At 67.5% G+C, this 24377-nt stretch carries 24 protein-coding genes and 1 tRNA gene; 15 read left to right on the top strand and 10 right to left on the bottom strand.

Translation table 11 applies throughout. The annotated features are described in order from the left end of the window. The 4 genes from G9373_RS23325 to G9373_RS23310 form a co-directional block, all read left to right on the top strand. A partial coding sequence (locus G9373_RS23325; RefSeq protein ID WP_167116967.1) for an aspartate kinase occupies positions 1–1089 on the top strand: 1089 nt, incomplete at its 5' end. Positions 1090–1092: 3 nt separating this feature from the next. Beyond that, the gene (locus G9373_RS23320; protein ID WP_005564633.1) at positions 1093–2124 is read left to right on the top strand and encodes an aspartate-semialdehyde dehydrogenase; all 1032 of its coding nucleotides are present in this window, start codon (positions 1093–1095) and stop codon (positions 2122–2124) included. Between the two features lie 81 nt (positions 2125–2205). Beyond that, entirely contained in the window at positions 2206–3318 is a 1113-nt protein-coding gene (locus tag G9373_RS23315) for a lipase family protein (protein WP_005564631.1), read from the top strand. Next, the gene (locus G9373_RS23310) at positions 3279–3944 is read left to right on the top strand and encodes a GAP family protein (RefSeq protein WP_007298496.1); all 666 of its coding nucleotides are present in this window, start codon (positions 3279–3281) and stop codon (positions 3942–3944) included. Before G9373_RS23315 ends, G9373_RS23310 begins: the two co-directional genes overlap by 40 nt. On the opposite strand, the gene G9373_RS23305 is transcribed toward G9373_RS23310, so the two are convergent. Further along, positions 3891–4796 (bottom strand): hypothetical protein, encoded by a 906-nt coding sequence (locus G9373_RS23305; RefSeq protein ID WP_063786584.1) that lies wholly within the window; start codon positions 4794–4796, stop codon positions 3891–3893. The two genes, G9373_RS23310 and G9373_RS23305, sit on opposite strands and share 54 nt — an antisense overlap. Before the next feature lie 81 nt (positions 4797–4877). Further along, entirely contained in the window at positions 4878–5816 is a 939-nt protein-coding gene (locus tag G9373_RS23300) for a formylglycine-generating enzyme family protein (RefSeq protein WP_167116964.1), read from the bottom strand. Positions 5817–5949: 133 nt separating this feature from the next. On the opposite strand from G9373_RS23300, the gene G9373_RS23295 reads away from it, so the two are divergent. The 5 genes from G9373_RS23295 to G9373_RS23275 all read left to right on the top strand — a co-directional run bounded on the left by G9373_RS23295 (position 5950) and on the right by G9373_RS23275 (position 12261). Then, on the top strand, positions 5950–7743 hold the full coding sequence (locus tag G9373_RS23295) for a multicopper oxidase domain-containing protein (RefSeq protein WP_206032507.1): 1794 nt from the start codon (positions 5950–5952) through the stop codon (positions 7741–7743). A 100-nt stretch (positions 7744–7843) separates the two neighbouring features. Continuing rightward, positions 7844–8437 (top strand): TetR/AcrR family transcriptional regulator, encoded by a 594-nt coding sequence (locus G9373_RS23290; protein WP_346842845.1) that lies wholly within the window; start codon positions 7844–7846, stop codon positions 8435–8437. Next, complete coding sequence (locus G9373_RS23285) at positions 8434–9924, top strand: NAD(P)/FAD-dependent oxidoreductase (RefSeq protein ID WP_054245898.1); 1491 nt, start codon at positions 8434–8436, stop codon at positions 9922–9924. The genes G9373_RS23290 and G9373_RS23285 overlap by 4 nt, the downstream gene beginning before the upstream one ends. Continuing rightward, on the top strand, positions 9921–11633 hold the full coding sequence (locus G9373_RS23280; RefSeq protein WP_167116955.1) for a GMC family oxidoreductase: 1713 nt from the start codon (positions 9921–9923) through the stop codon (positions 11631–11633). The genes G9373_RS23285 and G9373_RS23280 overlap by 4 nt, the downstream gene beginning before the upstream one ends. Continuing rightward, on the top strand, positions 11617–12261 hold the full coding sequence (locus tag G9373_RS23275) for an acetoacetate decarboxylase family protein (protein ID WP_167116952.1): 645 nt from the start codon (positions 11617–11619) through the stop codon (positions 12259–12261). Before G9373_RS23280 ends, G9373_RS23275 begins: the two co-directional genes overlap by 17 nt. 5 nt (positions 12262–12266) lie before the next feature. Here G9373_RS23275 and G9373_RS23270 read toward each other — a convergent pair whose 3' ends face one another. Both G9373_RS23270 and G9373_RS23265 read right to left on the bottom strand, forming a co-directional pair. Further along, a complete protein-coding gene (locus G9373_RS23270; RefSeq protein WP_005564620.1) occupies positions 12267–12689 on the bottom strand; it encodes an SRPBCC domain-containing protein in 423 nt (140 codons plus the stop codon). After that, a complete protein-coding gene (locus G9373_RS23265; RefSeq protein WP_005256073.1) occupies positions 12686–12997 on the bottom strand; it encodes a metalloregulator ArsR/SmtB family transcription factor in 312 nt (103 codons plus the stop codon). The genes G9373_RS23270 and G9373_RS23265 overlap by 4 nt, the downstream gene beginning before the upstream one ends. A 93-nt stretch (positions 12998–13090) precedes the next feature. On the opposite strand from G9373_RS23265, the gene G9373_RS23260 reads away from it, so the two are divergent. The 3 genes from G9373_RS23260 to G9373_RS23250 all read left to right on the top strand — a co-directional run bounded on the left by G9373_RS23260 (position 13091) and on the right by G9373_RS23250 (position 16184). Next, complete coding sequence (locus G9373_RS23260; protein WP_005256074.1) at positions 13091–13549, top strand: Fur family transcriptional regulator; 459 nt, start codon at positions 13091–13093, stop codon at positions 13547–13549. A 54-nt stretch (positions 13550–13603) separates the two neighbouring features. Then, entirely contained in the window at positions 13604–15073 is a 1470-nt protein-coding gene (locus tag G9373_RS23255) for a catalase (protein WP_133985966.1), read from the top strand. Between the two features lie 307 nt (positions 15074–15380). Continuing rightward, positions 15381–16184 (top strand): metal-dependent hydrolase, encoded by an 804-nt coding sequence (locus G9373_RS23250; RefSeq protein WP_005256076.1) that lies wholly within the window; start codon positions 15381–15383, stop codon positions 16182–16184. 1 nt (position 16185) lies between these two features. Here G9373_RS23250 and G9373_RS23245 read toward each other — a convergent pair whose 3' ends face one another. The 3 genes from G9373_RS23245 to G9373_RS23235 form a co-directional block, all read right to left on the bottom strand. Further along, positions 16186–17193 (bottom strand): iron-siderophore ABC transporter substrate-binding protein, encoded by a 1008-nt coding sequence (locus G9373_RS23245; protein ID WP_005256077.1) that lies wholly within the window; start codon positions 17191–17193, stop codon positions 16186–16188. A 127-nt stretch (positions 17194–17320) separates the two neighbouring features. Next, positions 17321–17394, bottom strand: a tRNA-Pro gene (locus G9373_RS23240). 54 nt (positions 17395–17448) lie between these two features. Continuing rightward, the gene (locus G9373_RS23235) at positions 17449–18420 is read right to left on the bottom strand and encodes a metallophosphoesterase (protein WP_167116949.1); all 972 of its coding nucleotides are present in this window, start codon (positions 18418–18420) and stop codon (positions 17449–17451) included. Positions 18421–18487: 67 nt separating this feature from the next. Between G9373_RS23235 and G9373_RS23230 the strand changes: the two genes are divergently transcribed. After that, on the top strand, positions 18488–18955 hold the full coding sequence (locus G9373_RS23230; protein WP_005248498.1) for a GatB/YqeY domain-containing protein: 468 nt from the start codon (positions 18488–18490) through the stop codon (positions 18953–18955). Between the two features lie 55 nt (positions 18956–19010). Here G9373_RS23230 and G9373_RS23225 read toward each other — a convergent pair whose 3' ends face one another. After that, positions 19011–21356, bottom strand: coding sequence for a transglycosylase domain-containing protein (locus G9373_RS23225; RefSeq protein WP_005570579.1), 2346 nt, complete (start codon positions 21354–21356; stop codon positions 19011–19013). A gap of 258 nt (positions 21357–21614) precedes the next feature. On the opposite strand from G9373_RS23225, the gene G9373_RS23220 reads away from it, so the two are divergent. After that, positions 21615–21938, top strand: a complete 324-nt coding sequence (locus G9373_RS23220; RefSeq protein ID WP_005248496.1) for a WhiB family transcriptional regulator — start codon at positions 21615–21617, stop codon at positions 21936–21938. A gap of 63 nt (positions 21939–22001) precedes the next feature. On the opposite strand, the gene G9373_RS23215 is transcribed toward G9373_RS23220, so the two are convergent. Then, complete coding sequence (locus tag G9373_RS23215) at positions 22002–23141, bottom strand: ArsA family ATPase (RefSeq protein ID WP_005570581.1); 1140 nt, start codon at positions 23139–23141, stop codon at positions 22002–22004. Continuing rightward, complete coding sequence (locus G9373_RS23210; RefSeq protein WP_054245902.1) at positions 23138–24154, bottom strand: ArsA-related P-loop ATPase; 1017 nt, start codon at positions 24152–24154, stop codon at positions 23138–23140. The genes G9373_RS23215 and G9373_RS23210 overlap by 4 nt, the downstream gene beginning before the upstream one ends. Before the next feature lie 54 nt (positions 24155–24208). Between G9373_RS23210 and G9373_RS23205 the strand changes: the two genes are divergently transcribed. Continuing rightward, positions 24209–24373: a DUF4177 domain-containing protein gene (locus tag G9373_RS23205; protein ID WP_005248493.1), complete on the top strand. Its 165-nt coding sequence runs from the start codon at positions 24209–24211 to the stop codon at positions 24371–24373. Positions 24374–24377 lie beyond the last annotated feature (4 nt).

Here is a 24377-nt window from a genome sequence, read left to right as displayed (position 1 = left end):
GCCCCACCCGCCCGCGAAATGGACATGCTGCTGACCTCCGGTGAGCGCATTTCCAATTCTCTCGTCGCAATGGCAATCCATTCGCTCGGTGCGGAGGCCCGTTCGTTCACGGGCTCGCAGGCGGGCGTCATCACCACCGGTGCTCACGGCAACGCCAAGATCATCGACGTCACACCGGGCCGCGTCCGGGATGCGCTCGACGAGGGCTCGATCGTCCTCGTCGCCGGATTCCAGGGCGTCAGCCAGGACAGCAAGGACGTGACGACCCTCGGGCGCGGCGGTTCGGACACCACCGCGGTGGCCCTCGCAGCGGCCCTCGAGGCCGACGTCTGCGAGATCTACACCGACGTCGACGGCATCTTCACCGCCGACCCGCGCATCGTTCCCGACGCGCAGCGTCTCGAGACGGTGTCGTTCGAAGAGATGCTCGAGCTCGCGGCATGCGGCGCGAAGGTGCTCATGCTCCGCTGCGTCGAGTACGCCCGCCGATACAACGTGCCTGTGCACGTCCGTTCGTCATACACGACCAAGCCGGGCACCATCGTGTCCGGATCGATGGAGGACATCCCCGTGGAAGAGGCAATCATCACCGGAGTCGCGCACGATCGCGGCGAGTCCAAGATCACCGTCGTCGGCCTGCCCGACACCCCGGGTTACGCCGCGCAGGTCTTCCGCGCGGTGGCCGAGGCGGAGATCAACATCGACATGGTGTTGCAGAACATCTCGAAGGTCGAAACCGGCAAGACCGACATCACGTTCACGCTGCCCACCGCCGACGGCCCGCGCGCCGTCGAGAAGCTGACCAAGCTGCAGGGCGAGATCGGCTTCACGCAGGTGCTGTTCGACGACCACATCGGCAAGGTGTCGCTGGTCGGCGCCGGCATGAAGAGCCACCCGGGCGTCACCGCGACGTTCTGTGAGGCTCTCGCGAAGGCCGGTGTCAACATCGACCTCATCTCCACGTCGGAGATCCGCATCTCGGTGCTCGTCAAGGACGTGGAGCTGGACAAGGCCGTGAAGGCTATCCACGATGCATTCGAGCTCGGCGGCGACGAAGAAGCCGTCGTGCACGCAGGAACGGGACGGTAGATCATGACCACCATCGCTGTCGTCGGTGCGACCGGACAGGTCGGCATCGTCATGCGCACCCTCCTCGAGGAACGCAACTTCCCCGCGGACAAGGTGCGGTTCTTCGCCTCCGCGCGGTCGGCGGGCAAGAAGCTGCCGTTCCGCGGCGAGGAGATCGTCGTCGAGGACGCATCCGCGACGTCCGACGAGGACCTGAAGGGCATCGACATCGCCCTGTTCTCGGCCGGTGCGACGCTCTCTCGTGAGCAGGCCCCGCGGTTCGCCGCGGCAGGCGCCACGGTCGTCGACAACTCGTCGGCGTTCCGCAAGGACCCCGACGTCCCGCTGGTCGTCAGCGAGGTCAACCCGGAGCAGGCGAAGAACCCGCCGAAGGGCATCATCGCCAACCCCAACTGCACCACGATGGCCGCGATGCCGGTGCTGAAGGTTCTGCACGACGAGGCCGGTCTGCAGCGTCTCATCGTGTCGAGCTACCAGGCCGTGTCCGGCAGCGGCATCGCCGGTGTCGAGGAGCTCGTGGGCCAGGCCCGCGCCGTCATCGACGACGCGGAGAAGCTGGTGCACGACGGTAGCGCCGTCGACTTCCCGGCCCCGAACAAGTACGTCGCACCCATCGCGTTCAACGTCCTGCCGCTGGCCGGCTCGATCGTCGACGACGGCAGCGGTGAGACGGACGAGGACCAGAAGCTCCGCAACGAGAGCCGCAAGATCCTCGGCCTGCCCGACCTGCTGGTGTCGGGCACGTGTGTCCGCGTCCCCGTGATCACGGGCCACTCGCTGTCGATCAACGCCGAATTCGAGCGTCCGCTGTCGGTGGAGCGTGCGCAGGAGCTCCTGTCGACGGCTCCCGGTGTGCAGCTCGTGGACGTCCCCACCCCGCTCCAGGCCGCGGGCAGCGACCCGTCGCTGGTCGGGCGTATCCGTCAGGATCCGGGTGTCCCCGAGGGTCGCGGTCTGGCACTGTTCGTGTCCGGCGACAACCTGCGTAAGGGTGCCGCCCTCAACACCATTCAGATCGCCGAACTGCTGGTCTGATCTCCCCCCCACGTGAGTGGCAAGGTGTGCTTCCGCACGCTTTGCCACTCACGTCTGTTTGTGCGGGTGGACACTGGGCCGATGAGAGTCGTCGGTGCTGCGGTGGCGGCGGTTCTGTTGCTGCTCACCGGTGCGGGCGAGGCGTCCGCGCAGCCGGGAATCCTGCTGTCGCAGGAAGAACTTCCACCCGCCGCGGTCCCCGCCCAGGCAGGCGACAGCGTCCGGGTCCGCTACTCGACGCTGCGCACCGCGACCGCGGCCGGTGAGTCGACCGGATCGATCTTCCTGCCCCGTGGTGATCCACCCGACGGCGGCTGGCCGGTGGTCTCCTACGCACACGGCACGGTCGGGATCGCCGACCAGTGCGCACCGTCGGTCGCCGGGTTCAACTACGTCGAACTGCCCGCGATCGAACAGTGGCTCGCCGCCGGGTACGCCGTCGTGGCAACGGATTACGCGGGAATCGGCACGGCCGGTGTGAATGCCTACCTCGACGGTCCTGCGGCTGCCGCGAACGCCGTCGACATCGTCCTGGCCGCACACGACGTCTACGGCGACGTGCTCAGCGACCGGTGGATCGTCACGGGACTGTCGCAGGGCGGGCACGCGACCTACTTCGCCGCCCGCGGGGCCACCACCCGGGCACCCGCACTCGACTATCGGGGTGCCGTCGCCGTGGCGGCGCCGACACACCTCGAACAGCTCTTCCCGGCCGCGGGACCCGCGATTCCGGCACTGCCGACGACCGGAATCGTGAACTACGCGTTGCTGACCCTCGCCGGCATCGACGACCAGCGGCCCGAGGTCGACATCCGGCGGTATCTGTCGCCGAAGGGAATCGAATTGATGGAGCTGGCGAAGGTGACGTGCAGCCGGGAACTCGGCCGGTACCTGCTCGCCCATCCCACTGCGGTCGGCGACCTGTTCGCGGCGCCCTTGTGGAACGAGCAGTTCCGGGAGCTGTTCCGGGAGATGCAGCAGGTGCCCGTCGACGGCTTCGACCGCCCTCTGCGGGTGGTGCACAGTCTGTCCGACACGTCGGTGCCGATTCCGTTGACGTGGGCGCAGCTCGCCGAGATGCAGCAGCACGGCGTGAAATGGGTTCACCCGACACGTGCGAGGCGGAGACGACGCCCCCACCCTACGGTTCGGACATGGGCTCAGTCATCGGAGAACTGTTACCGCTCGCGGTAGGTGTCGCGATCTCGCCGATCCCGATCATCGCCGTCATCCTGATGCTGCTGTCGAAGCGTGCGGGCGGTGCGAGCGCGGGCTTCGGTGTCGGCTGGATACTGGGCATCCTCGTCGCGACGGGCATCTTCATGCTCCTCGCCGGCAGCATCGACACGTCCGACTCCGAAGGTCCCTCCGCGACAGCGTCCTGGGTGAAGGTAATTCTCGGTGTGCTGCTGCTCCTGCTCGCGGGACGGCAGTGGAGAAGCCGCAATGCCCACGCGGAGCCACCGAAGTGGATGCAGGCCATCGACGACCTGAACTTCGTGAAATCCACCGGACTCGGATTTGCGCTGGCGGCAATCAATCCCAAGAACCTGCTGCTCTGCGTGTCCGCGGGCGTCGGGATCGGCACGGCCGGCGTGAACGGCAGCGAGCAGGTGGTGGCCCTGATCGTGTACACCGTGCTGGCCGGATCGACCGTCCTCGTCCCGGTGATCGCCTACGCCGTCGCCGCAGACAAGATGCGGGGGACCCTCGACAATCTCAAGGTTTGGCTCCAGGCCAACAACGCCGCGGTGATGAGCGTGCTGCTACTCGTGATGGGCGCCGTCGTCCTGGGCAAGGGTTTCGGCGGCTTGTTCTGACGCGACGGCGTCCGGTCCGCGCAGGTAATGACCGACGTAGCCCTCGTCGAGCGCGATGGCCTTGACGATCACCGCGGAACCCACGATGACGACGGAGAGGACGAACAGCCAGCTGATCGCGGTGAACACCAGGCCGAGCGGCCCGAATTGGTGTTGCGCGGCGGCGGTGATCCGGGGCAGGACGAGACGTCCGCCGACGTGGAGAGCGGTGAGCGCGGCGGCGGTCAGCGCGCCCGTCGCCCAGAGCACGCGACCCTTGAGGGTGCCTATCGTCAACAGGTACGGGCTGAGGGTCCACACGGCCATCCACACCGCGAACTCCCCGGCGACGGCGAGAGGTGGCCCGATGAATCGGATGCTCGTAAGCTCGCTGGCCACGCCGATCGCCGTCCCCGACAGCGCAACGGCGAACAGGACGACGAGCCACCGCCAGGCGTCTCGGAGATTGATCGACGGGACGTTCCAGATCTTTCCGTAGATCCGGGCGAGGGCCCTCGCGAAGGACGTACCGCTGATCGCGATCATCAGCAGACCGACGACCCCGAACGCGGCGAAGGAGGCGTCGGTGGTGTCGACGGTGCCGGACGTGGACGTCAGTTCCGTGGGGTCGAAGCCGAACTGGGTCTTGATGGTGCGTGCGGTCACGTTCCAACTGCTCAGCGTCGACGCCGCAATCATCACGGGCAGCACCGACGTGAAGATCCTGGCGGCGAGCGTCATCGACCGGTCGACGAGTTCGATCTCGATCAGCCCGTCGATGACGCGCCGAACGGTACGGCCGGGAGGTGTGCCCTGCAACCAGCCGTTGGCCGTTTCGGTGCGCGCGGCCAGAGCTTCCCTGGCCAGCGCCACAGACAGTTTCGTCGACCGCACACCTCGAGCGAACACCGTTCGGGCCCGCTTGTCATCATCCGCGTCAGGTGAGAACGCCCGTCACGGGCGGATGATGCACCGGAACCCGATGTGGCACGTCGACGTCTCCTCGGTGTCACCCTGCCGGGCCGAGGGTCGGTAGCGCAGGCAGTAGTTGGGCGCGCAGAGATGCGAGCCGCCCTTGATCACGCGGCGCGCGTAGGGCTCGTCCGAGTTCTCGGCGCGTGCCGTGTCGACTCTCGGGTTGGTCGGAATGCAGCAGGAAGTGGTGGGTGCGACGTTCTTCCCGCTCTCGGAGTGATCCACCGTGAAGTAGTCGGTGGTCCATTCCCACACGTTGCCGGCCATGTCACTGAGGTCGTAACCGTTGGGCCGGAAATGGCCGACCGGCGACGTCCCGGCGTAGCCGTCCTCGAGGAGGTTCTCCCACGGGAACCGTCCCTGCCAGACGTTCCCGCCGGGCCTGCCGCCCGGTTCGTGCTCCTCGCCCCACACGAACGGCTTCCGGTCCAGGCCGCCGCGGGCCGCGAACTCCCATTCGGCCTCGGTCGGCAGGTCCTTGCCCGCCCACTCCGCGTAGGCGCGGGCGTCGAACCACGACACGTGCGTGATGGGATGACGTTCGCGTCCGCCGACGGTGCTGCCCGGGCCCTCCGGGTGGCGCCAATCCGCGCCCGGCGTGAACGACCACCAGCGGGTGTAGTCGTCGAGCGGGACGGGCCCCGGTGTCGGGGTGAACACCAGCGAACCGGGCACGAGCAGAGCCGGATCCGCGCCCGGGTACTGCGCGGGGTCGGGGGCGATCTCGGCGGTCGTGACGTGGCCGGTGTCCTTCACGAATCGCCGGAACTCTGCGACGGTGACCTGGTGCGTGTCCATCCAGAACCCGTCGACGGTCACCTGGTGGACGGGCCGTTCCTCGGGGTAGAAGTCCTCCGAACCCATCCAGAAGGTGCCCCCGGGGATCCACGCCATGTTCTTCGGAGCTGCACCAGTCATGGGGTCAGACTGGCACGACGACGGCCGCCGTGCGAAGGGACGTCCCGTAAACCCGGTGAGAGGGGCAACGGTTGCGGTACCGTCGGCTACTCGATTCGCAATGCTGTTCTCACCGTGCAGGGGGCTCCTCCGAATGGATGGACGGATTCCGCGTAGGTCGTTCGTTCGTGGACTGGCGCTGACGGCCGGGCTGGGGGCGGTCGGGGTGGGATCGGCGAGCGCGTACCCGTTCGGGATCGATCCGCTGCGGCCGTTCGTCTTCTCCTCGCCGCCGCTCCAGCCGTTCCGGGAACAGTTGCCGCCGTTGCCGATGATGGGTGGGAGCTCCGTCGAGGTGCACGCGAACAGCACGACGCACGTGTTCCATCCCGACCTGCCGGCGTCCCCGGCGCTCGGCTACGGCGGCATGGACTACCTGGGCCCGACGATCGAAGCCCACGTCGGTGAACGGACCTCACTGACCTACCGCAACGACATCGCGAGCAACCCCCTCGCCGCCGACGTCGACACGCGGATCCACGGCGTGAGCGAGCAGGACCGCACCCAGGTGCCGACGTCGCTGCACCTGCACGGCGGACGGACGCCCCCCGAGTTCGACGGACACCCCGAGGACACGATGCGGCCCGGGCAGGGGATGGTGCACGAGTTCCCGAACCGGCAGGAGGCCTGCGCGCTCTGGTATCACGACCACGCGATGGGCGTCACCCGGCTCAACATCTACGCCGGGCTGGCAGGCATGTACCTGCTGCGCGACGAGTACGACACCGGTGGGACCGGCAACCCGCTCGGTCTGCCCTCGGGGCAGTTCGAACTTCCGCTGGTGTTGCAGGACAAGAACTTCACCGACGACGGACGGCAGAGTGTCCGGTCCAACCCGCTGAATCCGCAGGGCAGCTGGGAGGCCGCCACACCTGGTGACGTGGGGGTGGTGAACGGCAAGGTGTGGCCGGAAATGTCGGTGGCACGGGGCCTGTACCGCCTGCGGATGGTGAACGCCGCATCGTTCAGCGTGTGGAATCTGTTCTTCGAGAACCGGATGAGGTTCTGGGTGATCGGCGCCGAGGGCGGGTTGCTCGACGCGCCGGTCGCCACCGACCACGTCCGGCTCGGACCCGGCGAGCGGGTGGACCTCCTCGTCGACTTCGGGACCCTCGCACCCGGCACGACGGTGGAACTGCGTAACGACGAGCCGATTCCGGCGCAGGTCGCGCAGCGCGGGGTGCAGATCATGCCGCGGTTCTGCCGGTTCCGGGTGGGGACCGCCGCCGGGTTCACCGGTGGCGTGCCGGAGACTTTGCGGGGCGCAAGCCGTGGTCTCGCCGTCCTCCCGCCCGTCGCGCGGCCGTCGGTGGTGCGCAACGTGTCGGTGATGCAGCTCGCGCAGGGTCTCGGTCAGCCGTCGCCGCTGATGTCGCTGAACAACCTGCGTTACACGACCGACGACATCGAGATGCCCCGGCAGGGGACGGTCGAGCAGTGGAACATCGTCAACGTCACGCCCGAACCGCATCCGATCCACCTGCATCTGGTGACGTTCCGGGTGATCGGACGGCAGGCGATCGACACGAACGCCCTGATGCAGGCGGTCCCGGTGCCCGCGGTCGGGATGCGGTGGACGCCGTCGGCGGACCCGTTCGTGCTCGGGCCGAACCTGGCGCCCCAGGTGTGGGAGTCGGGGTTCAAGGACACGGTGATCGCGGACGCGAACTCGATCACCCGGATCGTCGTCCGGTTCCCGACCGCCGACGAACTCGGCTTCGACCCGGACGCCACGTTCGGGATGTCGGCGCACACGATGGACCACTCCGAAGGCGGACACGGCCACATGGAGCAGTCGTCGCATCCCCTTCAGGGCTACGTGTGGCACTGCCACATGCTCGACCACGAGGACCACGACATGATGCTGCGGTACCGCCTGGTGCCCTAGGCCCGTGAGTACTTATTAACCGCCGGACGTTAATAAGTACTCACGGGCGCGTAGCGCAAACTTACAAGCAGTCTGGACTGTTTTCTTTTTTCCGCCTACAGTGCTGGGTGTGACACCTGACACAGAAGTAGTCAAGCCGGCCCGCACGCAGGCCGAGCGGACCGCGGCGATGCGCACGAAGCTGCTCGACGCGGCCGTCGACTCCCTGGTCGAGCTCGGGTACGCCCGCACCACCACGCAGGGCATCGCCCGTCGGGCGGGGGTGTCGCGCGGCGCGCAGCTGCACCATTTCCCGACCAAGGAGTCGCTGGTGGTGGCCGCCGTGGAACATCTCGTGGACAAGCGGCTGCAGGAGATCCTCGCCGCCGAAGTGGATGCAGGTCGGGGCGTCGAAGTGCTCGCCGGCGCCTTCTCCGGCCCGCTGTTCTATGCGGCCCTCGAGCTGTGGGTGGCCGCCCGCACCGACCCGGCGCTGTACGAGGCGACGGTTCCGCTCGAGCGGAAGGTCAACGACGCTCTGCGCCGCGGGTCGGCGGCGGTGTTCGGCGATCGGTTCGACGCCGACGCCATCGAGCTCACTATTGAATTGGTTCGCGGTCTGGCGGTGTCGGCACTGTTCCGCACCCCCGAGGCCGAACAGTCACTACGCGCGCGGCTGTTGCCCGTGTGGGAATCGAAGGTGGAGAAGTCGTGAATCTTCCGCAGCACGTACACACCCTCATCGTGGGGGCAGGTTTCGCCGGTATGGGACTGGCGGCGCGCATCCTGCAGACGCAGCCGCAGGCCGACGTCCTGATCATCGAGCGCGGCGACGACGTCGGCGGCACGTGGCGAGACAACACCTACCCCGGGTGTGCGTGCGACGTCCCGACGTCGCTGTACTCGTATTCGTTCGCGCCGAGCGCCGACTGGAGTCACACGTTCGCCCGCCAACCCGAGATCCACCGTTACCTGAAGAAGGTCGCGGCCGACACCGGTGTCCGGTCCCGGGTGGTGACCGATTGTGAACTGCAGGAAGCGCACTGGGACGATGGCGAGACCATCTGGACCGTCCGGACGAGCCGCGGAACGCTGACCGCCGATGTCGTGGTGGCCGCTACCGGTGCGCTGTCGACGCCCAGCGTCCCGGACATGCCGGGGCTGGAGACGTTCGGCGGCACCACGTTCCATTCGGCGACGTGGAACCACGACCACGACCTCACCGGTGAGCGCGTGGCCGTGATCGGCACCGGTGCGTCTGCGGTGCAGTTCGTCCCGGAGATCGCGCCGGCGGCCGAGCATCTCACCGTGTTCCAGCGCACGCCCGCCTGGGTGATCCCGCGCCTCGACCGCGAACTGTCCGGCTCCGAGAAGGGCATCTACCGGCGACTGCCGTTGGTGCAGAAAGCTGTCCGTGGGTCCGTGTACAGCTTCCGCGAGGCCCTGGGTGGTGTGCTCGCGCACGCGACCGGGCTGCTGCCGGTGTTCGAAATGGTCGCCAAGGTGCACCTGCGCAGGCAGGTGCGCGATCCCGAACTGCGCCGCAAGCTCACGCCGAACTTCACGATCGGCTGCAAGCGGATGCTGCTGTCGAACGACTGGCTCCGGACCCTCGACCGTCCCGACGTCACGCTCGTAGACGCGGGACTCGCCGGGGTCACGCCGGACGGCGTGGTCGACGCGGTGGGGGGCGTGCACAAGGTCGACACCATCATCTTCGCGACCGGCTTCACGCCGACGGAACCTCCTGTGGCGCAGGCGTTGCGCGGTGCGAACGGCCGCACGCTCGCCGAGCACTGGGACGGGAGCCCGAGCGCGTACAAGGGGACCACCGTCGCCGGGTTCCCCAACCTGTTCCTGATGTACGGTCCCAACACCAACCTCGGGCACAGCTCCATCGTCTACATGCTCGAATCGCAGTCCGCGTACATCGCCGACGCATTGAACACGATGCACCACAGCGGCATCACCGCCTTCGAGGTCACCGAGGAGGCGCAGCGCCGGTACAACACCCGCATCCAGTCCGACCTGCAGTCCACCGTCTGGAACAAGGGCGGCTGCTCGAGCTGGTACTACGACTCCGAGGGACGGAACTCCGTCCAGTGGCCGACCTTCACCTGGAAGTTCCGCTCCCAGCTGCAGCGCTTCGACCAGGAGAACTACGTCTCACGACGCAGGGCCGCGAAGGAGACCGTCGCGTGACGCACTACGACGTGATCGTGGTCGGCTCCGGTTTCGGTGGCAGCGTCGCGGCGCTCCGGCTCACCGAGAAGGGCTACCGGGTCGGTGTTCTCGAAGCGGGCAGACGTTTCGCCGACGACGAGCTGCCCGAGACGAGCTGGCGGCTGCGGCGCTACCTGTGGGCGCCGTGGCTGGGTTGCTACGGCGTGCAACGGATCCACCTCCTCCCCGACGTCCTGGTCATGGCCGGGGCGGGCGTCGGGGGCGGATCGCTGAACTACGCGAACACCCTCTACCAGCCGCCGCGCCGCTTCTTCGAGGACAAGCAGTGGGCGCACATCACCGACTGGCAGTCGGAGCTGGCCCCGTATTACGAGCAGGCGAAACGGATGCTGGGCGTGACGACCAATCCGTCGTTCACCCCCGCCGACGCCGTCATGCGCGAGGTGGCCGAGGAGATGGGCGCCGGTGAGACGTTCACGTCCACACCGGTGGGCGTCTTCTTCGGCGAACCGGGGTCGCGGGTGGCCGATCCGTTCTTCGGCGGAGTGGGACCCGAGCGCACGGGGTGCACCGAGTGCGGCAGTTGCATGACGGGTTGCCGGGTGGGCGCGAAGAACACGCTCGTCAAGAATTACCTCCACCTCGCCGAGAAGGCGGGCGCCCTGGTACATCCGCTGACGACAGTGAAGGCGTTGCACCCCCGGGCGGGCGGCGGCTACGAGCTGCGGACCCGCCGCACCGACGGAATCCGCAAGCGGGAGCACACGTTCACCGCCGACCAAGTGGTGGTCGCCGCGGGCACGTACGGCACCGCCCGGCTGCTGCTGGCGATGAAGGAATCCGGTGCGCTGCCGCGGTTGTCGCCGCGGCTGGGATCGGTGGTGCGCACCAACTCCGAAGCGGTCCTCGCGGCCACGGCGAAGAACCGCGCCACCGACTTCACGAAGGGTGTGGCCATCACGTCCTCGTTCCACCCGGACGATCACACCCACATCGAACCCGTCCGGTACGGCAAGGGCAGCAACGCGATCGGACTGTTGCAGACGGTCCTCAGCGACGGCGGCGGCAGAACGCCGCGGCTGCTGAAAACGGTGGGCGTCGCGTTGCGTCGCCCCGGGGCGTTCGTGCGCAGCCTCTCGGTACGGCACTGGTCGGAGCGCACCGTGATCGCGCTCGTCATGCAGACCGACGACAATTCGCTCGAACTGACCAAGGGGAAAGGCCGCCTCGGCCGCGCGGTGACCAGCCGGCCCGGACCCGGAGATCCACCGCCCGAATGGATCCCGCAGGGTCACACGGCCATCCGCAAGGTGGCCGAGCGGATCGGGGGAGACCCCGGCGGTTCGTTCGCCGACGTCGTGAACATTCCGATGACCGCGCATTTCCTCGGGGGTTGCACCATCGGGGACTCCCCGGACACCGGTGTCGTCGACCCCTACCTGCGGGCGTACGGACACGACGGCCTGCACGTGGCGGACGGTTCCGTGGTGAGCGCGAATCTCGGGGTCAACCCGTCGCTGACCATCACCGCCCAGGCCGAGCGTGCATTCGCGTTGTGGCCAAACAAGGGTGAGGTCGATGCCCGGCCCGAACCAGGCAAGCCATACGTACGTATCGAACCGTCGCCGCCCCGGAGTCCGGTGGTGCCCGCCGATGCGCCGGGTGCGCTGCGGCTCCCGCTGACGGTCGCAACCCGAAAGGAGACAGTCGATGTGGAGCGTGCCTGAATCGACCACCCAGCGCACCGACTGGCCCGAGAGCGCGCCGCCCCCGTGGCCGGCGGGAGTCCGCGCGACGCTGTGGTGGCACCGCAGCACTGCGGCTGCCCGCGCGCTCGGACCCGACGGCGCCACCGTGCCGTTGACCCTGGCGATGATGGTCGACTACCTGGACTCGCCGGTCGGCCCCTACCGGGAAATCCTCGCTAGTCCGGTGCTCCGCGCGCCCGGTCGTCGCATCGGCGTCCTGCCCCGCATGGCGGTCCCGTTCATCGCCGTGGATTCGGAACCCTCCGTACACGGCGGACGGGTGCACTGGAGCCTGCCGAAGGTGCCGGCCGAGTTCGACGGCGACGTGCACGGCGACTTCGAGGCGTCGTCCGAGGCGTGGCGCGTCACCACGAACACTCGGCCGCGCGGCCCGCGACTACCGATCGCCGGAGCGCTGGGGTTCGCGCAACCCGGCGACCGGGGCCTCGTGACGGCATCCGCACGACTGCGGGGCCATTTCCGATATGCCCGCGTGGACGTGGCGGCCGAAGGTCCCACCCTCGGTGACTGGCTGACGCCCGGCACACACCACGGCATCGTGATCACGGACGGCCGGATGACCACAGGACCCGCGCAACTCCGCTGACCCGATCAAGCGGGTAGTGGTCCGATGTCCGCGACCACGCCGGCGAGACGGGGCAGCACGGTGTCGCGCCAGCCCGGACCCATCCGCTCGAACGCGTCGCGGCTGCGCTTGTCGTCGAGGTCGAAGCCGGAGTGGTCGAGGAACAGGCGGGTGCCCGCACCCTCGGGAACGAGGCGCCAGACCAGCGTCCAGTTCTCGGTGAACGTGTAGACGAAGCGCCGCTCGGGTTCGACCTCGACCACCTCGCAGGGAACGGCGCCCCAGCCGGGCATCTCGAGGTGGAACCGATGCCCGACCGTGGCGGCGATGTCGCCCGCGGCCCACCAGCGGGCGAGCAGTTCCGGCTCGGTGAGGGCGCGCCACACCTTGGCGGGCGGCGCGGCGATGAACTGGTCGACGGAGATCTTGGTGGTGGTGCGGTCGGTCACGAGTCCTCCTCGAGGAAGTCGGCGAGTGTGCGCAAGCGGCCACGCCAGAACCGCTCGAACGGGTGCAGCCAGTCGCCGACGTCGGCGAGCGGCTCGGCGGTCAGGTGGTAGTGCCGTTGCCGTCCGGACGGTTCGTCGCGGACGAGTCCGGCCCGGCGCAGGACCTGTAGGTGCTCTGCCACCGCGGGCCGGCTGAGGTCGAACCGGCCGGCGAGGTCTCCGGCGGTGAGGGGGCCGTCCACCAGGATTTCCAGCAGGCGCCGTCGCACGGGGTTGGCGAGGGCGATGAAGACGTCGTCGTCGGGCACGCCGCGACTTTATGTCGGAGATTTCCGACATGTCAAGAATTTTCGACACATCCTTTTCTTGACTAATTCCAAAAAGGCGCGATACTGGAACACATGCGACACGACACGGATCCCAAAGCGCAGCTGCGCGAGGTGGGCCTGCGTGTCACTGCGCCACGTGTTGCAGTGTTGAATGCGGTTGCCGTACGGCCGCATTCCGACGTCGACGACATTGCGGCCGTAGTTCGTGAAGAGCTGGGATCGGTCTCCACCCAGGCGGTATACGACGTCCTCAAGGCGTGCACCGCCGCCGGCCTGCTCAGACGTATCGAGCCCGCGGGATCGCCCGCGAGGTTCGAAACCCGTACCGGAGACAACCACCACCACCTCGTGTGCCGCAGCTGCGGGACCGTCGTGGACGTGGACTGCGCCGTCGGTGAGGCTCCGTGCCTCGACCCTTCGCAGGCCCACGGTTTCGAGATCGACGAGGCCGAGGTCGTCTTCTGGGGGCTCTGCTCGCAGTGCCAGACCGGCGCGCAGAGCGGCACCGGGTCGGCAGCAGCCCTGTCCTGACCCCGTCCGTCCCCACCGCTACACCCTCACCCGATGCAACTTGGAGGCTTTGCCATGCCTGAAACACAGCGCGCCACCACCAACAACTTCGGAATTCCCGTCGCCAGCGACAACGAATCCCTCACGGCGGGCACGCAGGGCCCCATCCTGCTGCACGACCACTACCTGATCGAGAAGCTCGCCCAGTTCAATCGTGAGCGTGTCCCGGAGCGCGTCGTCCACGCCAAGGGCGGCGGTGCGTTCGGCGAACTGGTCGTCACCCACGACGTGAGCCGCTACACGAAGGCAAAGCTGTTCCAGCCCGGCGCCAGGACCGAGTCGCTGGTGCGCTTCTCCACCGTCGCCGGCGAGCAGGGCAGCCCCGACACCTGGCGTGACCCGCGCGGATTCGCCGTCAAGTTCTACACCGAGGACGGCAACTACGACCTCGTCGGCAACAACACGCCCGTCTTCTTCATCAAGGACCCGATCAAGTTTCCCGACTTCATCCACTCGCAGAAGCGACTGCCGGGATCCGGTCTGCGCGACCACAACATGCAGTGGGACTTCTGGACGCTGCGGCCCGAGTCCGCGCACCAGGTGACCTGGCTGATGGGTGACCGCGGAATCCCGAAGACGTGGCGTCACATGGACGGTTTCGGCTCGCACACGTACCAGTGGGTCAACGCCGACGGCGAGCGGTTCTGGGTCAAGTACCACTTCAAGACCGATCAGGGCATCGAGTTCCTCACGCAGGACGAGGCCGACACCCTCGCCGGCAACGACCCCGATCATCACCGCGCCGACCTGTACGACTCGATCGCCCGCGGCGAGTTCCCCAGCTGGACGCTGAAGGTTCAGGTCATGCCCGTCGACGAGGCCGAGGGGTACCGGTTCAACCCGTTCGACCTCACCAAGGTGTGGTCGCAGAAGGACTACCCGCTGATCGAGGTCGGCAAGTGGACCCTCAACCGTAACCCCGACAACTTCTTCGCTCAGATCGAGCAGGCCTCGTTCGAGCCGTCGAATGTCGTTCCGGGAATCGGCTTCTCGCCCGACAAGATGCTGCTGGGGCGGGTCTTCTCCTACGCGGACGCGCACCGGTACCGCATCGGCGCCAACTACGCGCAGCTGCCGGTCAACGCGCCGAAGAACCAGGTGAACTCGTACTCGCAGGACGGTGCGATGCGGTACGCCACCAATTCGCCCGAGACCCCGGTGTACGCGCCGAACTCGTATGGCGGCCCGCACGCCGACGCGTCGCTCGCCGGCGACGAGGGCCTGTGGGCGTTCGACGGCGAGTCCGTGCGAGCCGGCTACATCGAGCACGCCGAAGACAGCGATTTCACGCAGGCGGGCACGCTCGTCCGCGAGGTCCTGAGCGACGACGAACGCGACCGCCTGGTGAACAACATCGTCGGCCACGCGCTCGGCGGTGTCAGCGAACCGGTTCTGCTGCGGGTCTTCGACTACTGGAAGAGCGTCGACCCCGACCTGGGCAAGCGAGTGGAAATCGGTGTCCGGGAAGGGCAGAGCCAGAACTGATGTCGTTGGTGGGGCAGGCTCAGAGCAGGCCCCACCAATAGATCAGTACGGCGAGAACGAACACGATCACAGTTTCCACGACGACCCTCCTCCGCCCGACTGCACGCAGTGCACTTCCATCATCCACCTCGAGCGGGGACGGACGCTACTGCGCTTCGCGCCCGTGAGTACTTCTCAACCGCCCGTGGTTGAGAAGTACTCACAGGGGTGTGACGGGTGTGTCGGATGTTGTTGCTAGGTTGGGCGGTGTCAGGACACCGGCTCGGATGACCGTGTCCCGAGTCGGGGTCGAAAGGTGCTGTCTTCCATGGTGATGGGTCCCACCCATGCAATGTCCGGTGCGGCTGTCGGTCTGGCGGTGGCAGATCTGCTGCCTCTCGACTGGGGTGGGCCCACCTCGACCGCCGAGACCTTCACGTTCGCGGCGGTGTGCGCCGGAGCGGCGCTTCTCCCGGACCTGGACACGAGCCAGTCCACGGTCTCGCGCTCGTTCGGTCCGGTCAGCAACGTCGTCGCGAAGGGCGTCGATGCGGTGTCGCTGGGGTTCTACACCGTCACCAAAGGCAAACGCGACGGCAAGCGGCGGGGCGGGCACCGCACGCTCACCCACACGGCCCTGTTTGCCGTGGGTATCGGGGCCGGGGTGTCCGCGCTGGTCGTCCAGTTCGGCAAGCCCGCCATCATCGCGACGCTGTTCGTCTGCCTCGGGCTCGCGCTCCGCGGGCTGGCCGGAGAGCTGGCCAAAGAAAAAGGCTGGCTGGCGGTTTCGGCGGTCGCGGCGGTGCTGTCCGCGCTCACCTGGCAGTCGTATCCCACCGAGGCCGGTTCCACCGGACTCGGAGTCGCGGTGGCCCTCGGCTGCGCCACCCACTGCCTCGGGGACGCCATCACCAAGGAGGGCGTCCCCTTCCTCGCGCCGTTCCTCACGCTCGGGAAGGAACGGTGGTGGGAGTTCCGGCTCCCGTCGTTCCTGTCCATCCGGGCAGGCGGGCCCTTCGAGAAGGTCGTGCTCGGGCCCGCCCTCACGGTGGCCGTCGGACTCATGGTCATCTGGGCCATCGACGGTGCGCCGCAGGCAATCTACGACGCGTTCATGCCCGCCCCGCAGTGACTCAGGCCGCGAGCATGTTCTCGAGATCGTCGAGGACGATCATCGCCCCGGTGGGCCCCAGCGCGAGGAACCAGGTCTCGTCGCTCACGGGCACGGCCTTGCCGTCCTTCACCGCCTGCATCTGATTCCACAGCGGACCGCCGACCACGGTCGACTCGTCGGTGGTCTCGGGCGCGCCGTAGCTGGAGTAGAAGATCCGGTCGGCGTTCGCCTCACCGATCGTCTCCTGGCTCACCTCGACGGCAAGTTCGTCGACGTTCTGCACCGTCGGACGCGGAAGTCCGACGTCCCTCAGGATGACGCCGATGAACGACAGGTTGCCGTACAGGCGGATCTTGCCGGACATGAACCGGACCAGCGAGATCGTCGGCTCGCCCGTGATGGACTCCCGGACCTCGTCGGCGCGGGTCTGATAGGCGTTGAGCACCTCCTCCGCCTTGGTCTCCTCACCGAGGGCGTCGGCGACCAGCAGGAAGTTCTCCTTCCACGGGAAACCGGGGCGGATGCCGAACACGGTCGGCGCGATGGACGACAGCTGCGGGTACAGCTTGTCGGCCCGCAGCTTGCTGCCCAGGATCAGATCGGGCTGCAGAGCGGAGATCGCCTCGAGGTTCAGGTTGTTGGTGGTCCCGACGTCCGGCACCCCGGCCAGCTTGTCGGCGAGGTAGGACGGCTGACCGGCGGCGCTCTCCGGGCTGGCCAGTCCGACGGGTGTGATTCCCAGGGAGAGCACGTCGTCCAGCTCACCGCCGTCGAGGACGATCACCCGTTCGGGCTTCTTCTCGATGACGGTCTCGCCGAGGGCGTGGGTGATGGTCCGAGGAAAGACGCCCGGTTCGGCGTCGGTGCCGAGCTTGGCGGTCTCGGCGTCCGCCGTGGCGAACTGGCGGCCGCCGGTTGCGACGTCGGCGTTGCCGGCGGACGACCCGGTGTCGGTGGTGCCGCAGGCGGCGAGAAAGACGGTGGCCAGGGCGACCAGCCCGGCGCGTACGTAGAGCCTCGAAGACATGAGGTGAGGCTAGCCTGAGGTTTCGGACCGATGGTCGCGGGGTCGCCGCAAACGGAAACACCCTCACCACGCAGAAGAGGCCCTGGCCGGCGAACCGGTCAAGGCCTCTTCTCGGTGTCTCACACTGTCGGGGTGGCGGGATTTGAACCCACGACCTCTTCGTCCCGAACGAAGCGCGCTACCAAGCTGCGCCACACCCCGTGTTGAACCTCGGCTAGCTTACATTACCCAACCAGTCACCATTAAATCCCCTGGTCAGTTGCGTATAACGGTGCTCTCGGACGACTCGGCGCGACCCCGCGCGGCGTCGGCGTCCGAGCCGCCGCGCTGAGCCGGAACCAACGTCAGGAGCGTCGCCTCGGGGCGGCAGCAGAAGCGGGCGGGCGCCCACGGCGACGTCCCGATTCCCGCGGACACGTGCAGCTGGGTGTGTGCACCCCACCTGGACGGACCCTTCACCCGTGAACGGTCGATGTCGCAGTTGGTGACCAGCGCGCCGTAGAACGGCAGGCACAGCTGACCGCCGTGCGTGTGGCCCGCCAGCACGAGGTCGTAGCCGTCGTCCGCGAACCGGTCGAGCACCCGCGGTTCGGGCGAGTGGGTGATGCCCAGCCGGAGATCGGCCAGCGGATTGGGCGGACCGGCGATCGTGTCGTACCGGTCGCGCTTGAGGTGCGGATCGTCGACTCCGGCCGACGCGATCCGGACACCCGACACCTCGAGGTCGCGGCGGACGTGCGTGACGTCGAACCAGCCGCGCTCGGTGAACGCGGCCCGCAGGTCGCCCCACGGCAGCGGCTCGCCGAGGACGCGCTTGTGTTCCTTGCGGAAGTACTCGAGCGGGTTCTTCGGCTTGGGCGCGAAGTAGTCGTTGCTGCCGAAGACGAACAGTCCGGGGCGGGCGAGCAGATTCCCCAGCGCCTGGACCACTGCGGGCACCGCCCGCTGGTGCGACAGGTTGTCGCCGGTGTTCACGACGAGGTCGGGGTCGAGGTTGTCCAGCTCCCGCAGCCAGTTCTGTTTCAGCCGCTGTCCGGGCATCATGTGCAGGTCGCTGATGTGCAGCACACGGAGCGTCGACGACCCGGGTTCGAGTACCGGCATAGTGACCTCGCGCAGCGCGAACGCATTGCGCTCGATGAGCGAGGCGTAGCCGATGCCGAGGGCGGCGGCACCCGCCGTACCCAGGGCGGCGCGGGTCAGGTTGGCACGGAACTCGTCAGACACTCTTCCAGGATACTGATGAGCGCAATCGAGATGCAGTGGACGAATCGGGGCGCGTAGCGTTTCGCCCATGCCAGATTCACTGAAAGCAAGACTGCGCTCCGACATGACGGCCGCCATGAAGGCCAAGGATTCGCTGCGCACCGCCACCATCCGCATGCTGATGGCCGCCGTGCAGACCGAAGAGGTCTCCGGCAAGGAAGCCCGCGAGCTCACCGACGACGAGGTGCTGAAGGTCCTCGCGAAGGAGTCGAAGAAGCGCGGCGAGTCCGCCGAGATCTACACCGAGAACGGTCGAGGTGAGCTGGCAGCGCAGGAGCGGGCCGAGGCGCAGATCATCGACGAGTACCTCCCGACGCCGCTGACCGACGCGGAACTGGTCGACGTCGTGGACACCGCGATCGCCCAGGTGGCCGAGGAGATCGGTGAGCGTCCCGGCATGCGTCAGATGGGGCAGGTCATGAAGGCCGCCGGCGCACTCGCGGGCGGCAAGGCCGACGGTTCGCGGCTCTCGCACGCGGTGAAGTCCCGCCTCTGACTTCCCGGGGTGAGTGGGAAAGCGTGCGTCGCCACACTTTCCCACTCACCGATGGTTAGCGGGGTATCGGCGGCAGCTGGATCGGCGGCAGGCCGGGCAGCTGGATGGGCGGAACGGGGATCCCCTGAGCCGGCGCCTGCGGAGGAGCGGCCTTCACCGATCCGTCGCTGACGTAGATCGTGATGGTCGACCCCGGAATGGCCGAACCGGACGGCGATGCGCTCGTGACCGTCCCCTTGGCCGCCTGCGACTCGGTGGTGACCGCGTTCACGGTGAACCCCGCACCCTGCAGACGGGACGTCGCGGCCGACTGGCTCAGTCCGGTGACGTCCGGAACCTGACCGTTCTGCGAACCGCGCGCGTATTTCTGGTCGACCGGCGGCAGCGTCGTCGGCCCGAAGTTGTTGGCGATGGGGTTCATCGCCGCGTACCAGGTCCGCGCCGGTTCGTTTCCACCGAACAGGTTGCCGTCGCCACACGGCCGCAGCGGGGCCGAACAGATCTCACCCGGCGTCGGCGAGTCGCCGAACACGTACACGGCGGCGGCGAAGTTGTTGGTGAATCCGAGGAAGCCCGAGGACATGTGGGATTCCGTGGTACCCGTCTTGCCTGCCATCGGCAGCGTCCAGCCGACGCTGCCCGCCGCCCCGGCGGACGTGCCACCGGGCTTGTCGTCCTTGCTCATGGCGTTGGTGAGCGTGTCCGCGAGGCCGGGTTCGACCACCTGCTCGCAGGCTTGCTGGGTGACCGAGACGGGCTTGCCTTCACGGTCGAACACCGAATCGATGGGGGTGGGCGGGCACCACTTGCCGTGCGAGGCGAGCGTCGCCGCGACATTCGACAGTTCCAGCGGATTGATCCACGTGGGACCGAGGGTGAACGAACCCAGGTTCTGATCCTTCTGGAAGTCGGCCATGCTGCGGTCGTCGAATCCCGACGTGCCGGGCTGGGCGTACGAGCGCAGACCCAGCCGCACCGCCATGTCGACGGTGGGGGCGACGCCGGTCGCCTGGATCAGCTTGACGAACGCGGTGTTGGGCGACTGCGCCAGGGCGTCCGTCACCGACAGTGCCGCCGGGTACTTGCCTGCGTTCTCGACGCAGTACGTGGACGCGGGGCAGCCTCGTGCACCACCGCTACCCATGCCCCGGGCCTCGAACCGCCCGGGCACGTCCAGGATGGCGTTCGTGCCGAGACCCTTCTCCATCGCGGCGGCCGTCGTGAAGATCTTGAAGATCGACCCGGCGCCGTGACCGGCCAGTGAGTACGGCTGCGCCTGCACGGTCTCGTTGGCGTTCGCGTCGAGGCCGTAGGTGCGGCTGCTGCCCATCGCGAGGATCCGGTGCGAATCCTGGCCGGGCTGGACCACGTTCATGACGTTCGCGATGCCGTCGAGCCCCGGGCTGGCGTTCGCGCTGAGTGCCGCCTTCGTCGACGCCTGGACCGCGGGGTCGAGCGTCGTCTTGATCAGGTAGCCGCCCTTGTCGATCTGCTCGCGGCTGATGCCGGCGTTGGCCAGGTACTGCAGGGCGTAGTCGCAGAAGAAGCCGCGGTCGCCGGCCGCGATGCACCCGCGGGGCAGCCGGTTGGGCTCGGGCAGCACGCCGAGGGGCGTCTCCTTGAGCTGCCGGAGTTCGGCGGCGCGCTCGGGAATGTTCGAGATCATCGTGTCGAGAACCACGTTGCGTCGTTCGAGGACGCCATCGGGATTCGTGTACGGGTTCAGAGCCGAACTCGACTGCACCATGCCCGCGAGCATCGCGGACTGCTGCGTGTTCAGTTCGGACGCGTCGATGCCGAAGTAGGTCTGTGCGGCGTCCTGGATGCCGAACGAGGCGTTGCCGAACGGAACCAGGTTGAGGTAGCGGGTGAGGATCTCGTCCTTGGTGAGTTCCTTGTCGAGGGTCAGCGCCATCCGGATCTCGCGGATCTTGCGGGCGGGCGTCGTCTCGATCGCCGCCCGGCGTTCGGCGTCGGTCTTGGCCACGACGAGCAGCTGGTAGTTCTTCACATACTGCTGGTCGAGGGTGGACGCGCCCTGCTGCACCTCACCGCTCGTGGTGTTGGTCAGGAAGGCGCGCATCGTGCCCTGCCAGTCGACGCCCTTGTGCTCGGGGAACCGGCGGTCCTCGACGGAGACGATGGCGAGCTTCATCTCGTTGGAGATCTTTTCGCTGGGCACTTCGAAGCGCCGCTGGTCGTACAGCCACGCGATGGGATTGCCCGCCGAGTCCACCATCGTCGAGACCGCGGGAACCGTTCCTTCGACCAGTTCCGCGGAGACGTTGTCGACGGTGTCAGCCGCCCTGTTGGAGGCGTAACCGAACCCGCCGGCGAGCGGAAACATCACGCCGGCGAGGAGCACTCCTGCCAAGGCGGAGGATCCCGCGAGCTTCCCCACTGTTTTTGCAATCGACACGATCTACAGAGTACGTGGGGTCTGCGGGTGCGCTGGTTGGGCGCGGAATTCGGCCAGGAAAATGCCCTGAGCACGGGGTATGGACGGGCGTACCAAAAAAGCGTGTTCTTCGTCTTGCGCGTTGCGGTTTCTTTACCTAAATTGTTGGAACAGTGTGATGGAGATAACACCCCATCGCTTATGTGGTGCAGCCTCGGCGTGCTAGGTGCCGGGGGGTGCAGACTCGAAGAGGGGAAACGAATGCACATGACCACCCCAACCAGCCGTCTGGACGTCGAGCAAGCAGAAGCGCGAATCGCCTGGGTCACCCAGGCTCGTTGCCGGGAAGTCGATCCCGACCAACTTTTTGTACGCGGCGCAGCACAGCGCAAGGCCGCAACCATTTGCCGGCATTGCCCGGTATTGATGCAGTGCGGAGCCGATGCTCTCGACAATCGTGTCGAGTTCGGCGTGTGGGGTGGCATGACGGAACGTCAGCGCCGGGCGTTGCTCAAGCAGCACCCCGAGGTGGAATCATGGTCCGACTTCTTCGAAGCTCAGCGGCAGCACCAATCCGCTGTCTGAAATTCGAGGATCGGAATCGCAGACAGGCGCAGGCGGGTGACCGGTTCTCCGGCAGCGAGCTGATCAGCTCGTGCGGGTGAGCTGGTCACCTACCGCTCTCAACGCCTCGAGGTCCGACACCTCGAACGGCAGCGAGGGCACGCCGACGATCGGCACCCGAGGGTGGGCGGCCGTGAACCGGCTCAGCAGTTGGACCTCACGCTTGGCGATCACCGCCCGATGGGCGTGGATTCGCAGCACAGCGGCGGTGAGGGGGTCTTGGTCCCCGAGTTGATCGGCGGCAGTGACCGCATGATCGGCCGACAGGGAACTGAGAGTGGGGTGCGTCCGATTCAGGACGAGGCCCGCGAGCGGCATCTCGTCGCCTGCGAGCCGGTCGACGAAGAACGCCGCCTCCCGCAGTGCGTCCGGCTCCGCGGCCGCGATCACCAGAAATTTCGTGCCCGGCTGCCGGAGCAATTCGTAAGTGCGCGTGGCTCTTTCCCGGAAGCCGCCGAACATCGAGTCCAGTGACTGCACGAAACTCGAGGCGTCCGACAGCATCTGACTACCCACGATGGTGGAGACGCCGCGCAGCGCCAGGCCCATCGCACCGGTGACGAGCCGGGTGAGACCGCGACCCGGCGCGGTGAGCAACCGGATCATGCGACCGTCGAGGAATGCGCCCAGGCGCTGGGGTGCGTCGAGGAAGTCCAGGGCGTTGCGGGACGGCGGGGTGTCGACGATCACCAGGTCCCATTTGTCGCTGGAGGCGAGTTGCCCCAGCTTCTCCATCGCCATGTACTCCTGCGTTCCCGAAAACGAGGTGGCGACGGTCTGATAGAACGGGTTCGCGAGAATCTGCTCCGCCTTCTCCGACGTGGAGTGCTCGATGACCATCTCGTCGAACGTGCGGCGCATGTTGAGCATCATGGCGTGCAGTTCGCCCGTCGCGTCCGGTCCGAGCTCCACGGGTTGCGGCGTGTTGTCGAGTTCCGCGACGCCGAGCGCCTGCGCGAGCCGGCGCGCCGGGTCGATGGTCAGCACGACCACCTTTCGCCCCTGCTCCGCCGCGCGCAGTGCCAGCGATGCGGCTGTGGTGGTCTTGCCGACGCCACCGGCGCCGCAACACACGACGATCCGCGTCGCCTTGTTCTGCAGAATCCCCGCGACATCGAGAGCGGAGGCGGTGCGGCGACGCTCGTGTTCAGTTGTCTGGGTCATCGGACACCCTGTTCCGTCAGATATTCGGCGAGTTCGTACAGTCCGCCCAGGTCGACACCGTCGGCGAGGGACGGCAGATGCAGTCGCGCGCCATCCACTTCGCTGAGCTGACCGGCGCTCTCCTCCTGTGCCTCGAGGACGGACGCGTGCTCGATCGTCTCGGTGAGCAACCCGGCGAAATCCTCTTCGTCGAGGGTGATCCCGCTCTTCTGCAGTCCGGCCCGGATCGATTCGGCGTCGATGCGCCCCTTCGCGGCGTCGGCCAGCGTCTCGGCGGGCAGGAACTGCGGGCTGGTGCGGTTGACGACGATGGCGCCCAGCCGCAGATCGGCGCGGACCAGTTCCTCAGCGGCGTCGGTGGTCTCCTGCACCGGAAGCGCCTCGAGCAGTGTCACGAGGTGGACGACGGTCTCGTCGGAATGCAGCAGGCGCACCACGCCCTCACTCTGCGAACGCACCGGCCCGCCCTTCGCGAGGTCGGCCATCGCCTTCGTCACGTCGAGGAAGTTGCCGATCCGCCCGGTCGGCGGGGCGTCGACGACGACGGCGTCGTACACCCGCTTGCCGGACTTGTCGGTGCGCACCACACATTCCTTGATCTTGCCGGTCAGCAGCACGTCCCGAAGCCCCGGTGCGATGGTGGTGGCGAACTCGATGGCGCCGAACTTGCGCATCGCGCGGCCGGCGAAGCCGAGGTTGTAGAACATCTCGAGGTATTCGAGGAACGCGGTCTCGATGTCGATGGCCAGCGCCATGACCTCCCCGCCGCCCTCGGCGGCCGCGACTTTCGTCTCCTGCGGCGGCAGCGGGGGCACGTCGAAGAGCTGGGCGATCCCCTGCCGGCCCTCGACTTCCACCAGCAGCACGCGACGCCCACCCTCGGCCAGCGCGAGAGCCAACGCGGCGGCCACCGTGGACTTTCCGGTGCCGCCCTTTCCGGAGACGAAGTGCAGCCGGGCCTGCGCGGCCTTCTCGGGCCACGTCGGGGTGAGCTGGTCTGGGGATGCAACCACGGGTCGAGCCTATAAGTCTGGGAGCCGGGATGTGCGGGGGATAGGCTCACCGGCATGAGTGAATTGACTTCCTGGGAGTACGCCACCGTTCCGCTGCTCACACATGCGACCAAGCAGATCCTCGACCAGTGGGGCACCGACGGCTGGGAACTGGTGACGGTTCTGCCCGGGCCTACCGGTGAGCAGCACGTCGCGTACCTGAAGCGTCCGAAGGGCTGACGGC

The sequence above is a fragment of the Rhodococcus sp. A14 genome, from assembly GCF_011603105.1.
Classification (GTDB): domain Bacteria; phylum Actinomycetota; class Actinomycetes; order Mycobacteriales; family Mycobacteriaceae; genus Rhodococcus_F; species Rhodococcus_F opacus.
This window is presented reverse-complemented; position numbering and strand designations above follow the sequence as displayed.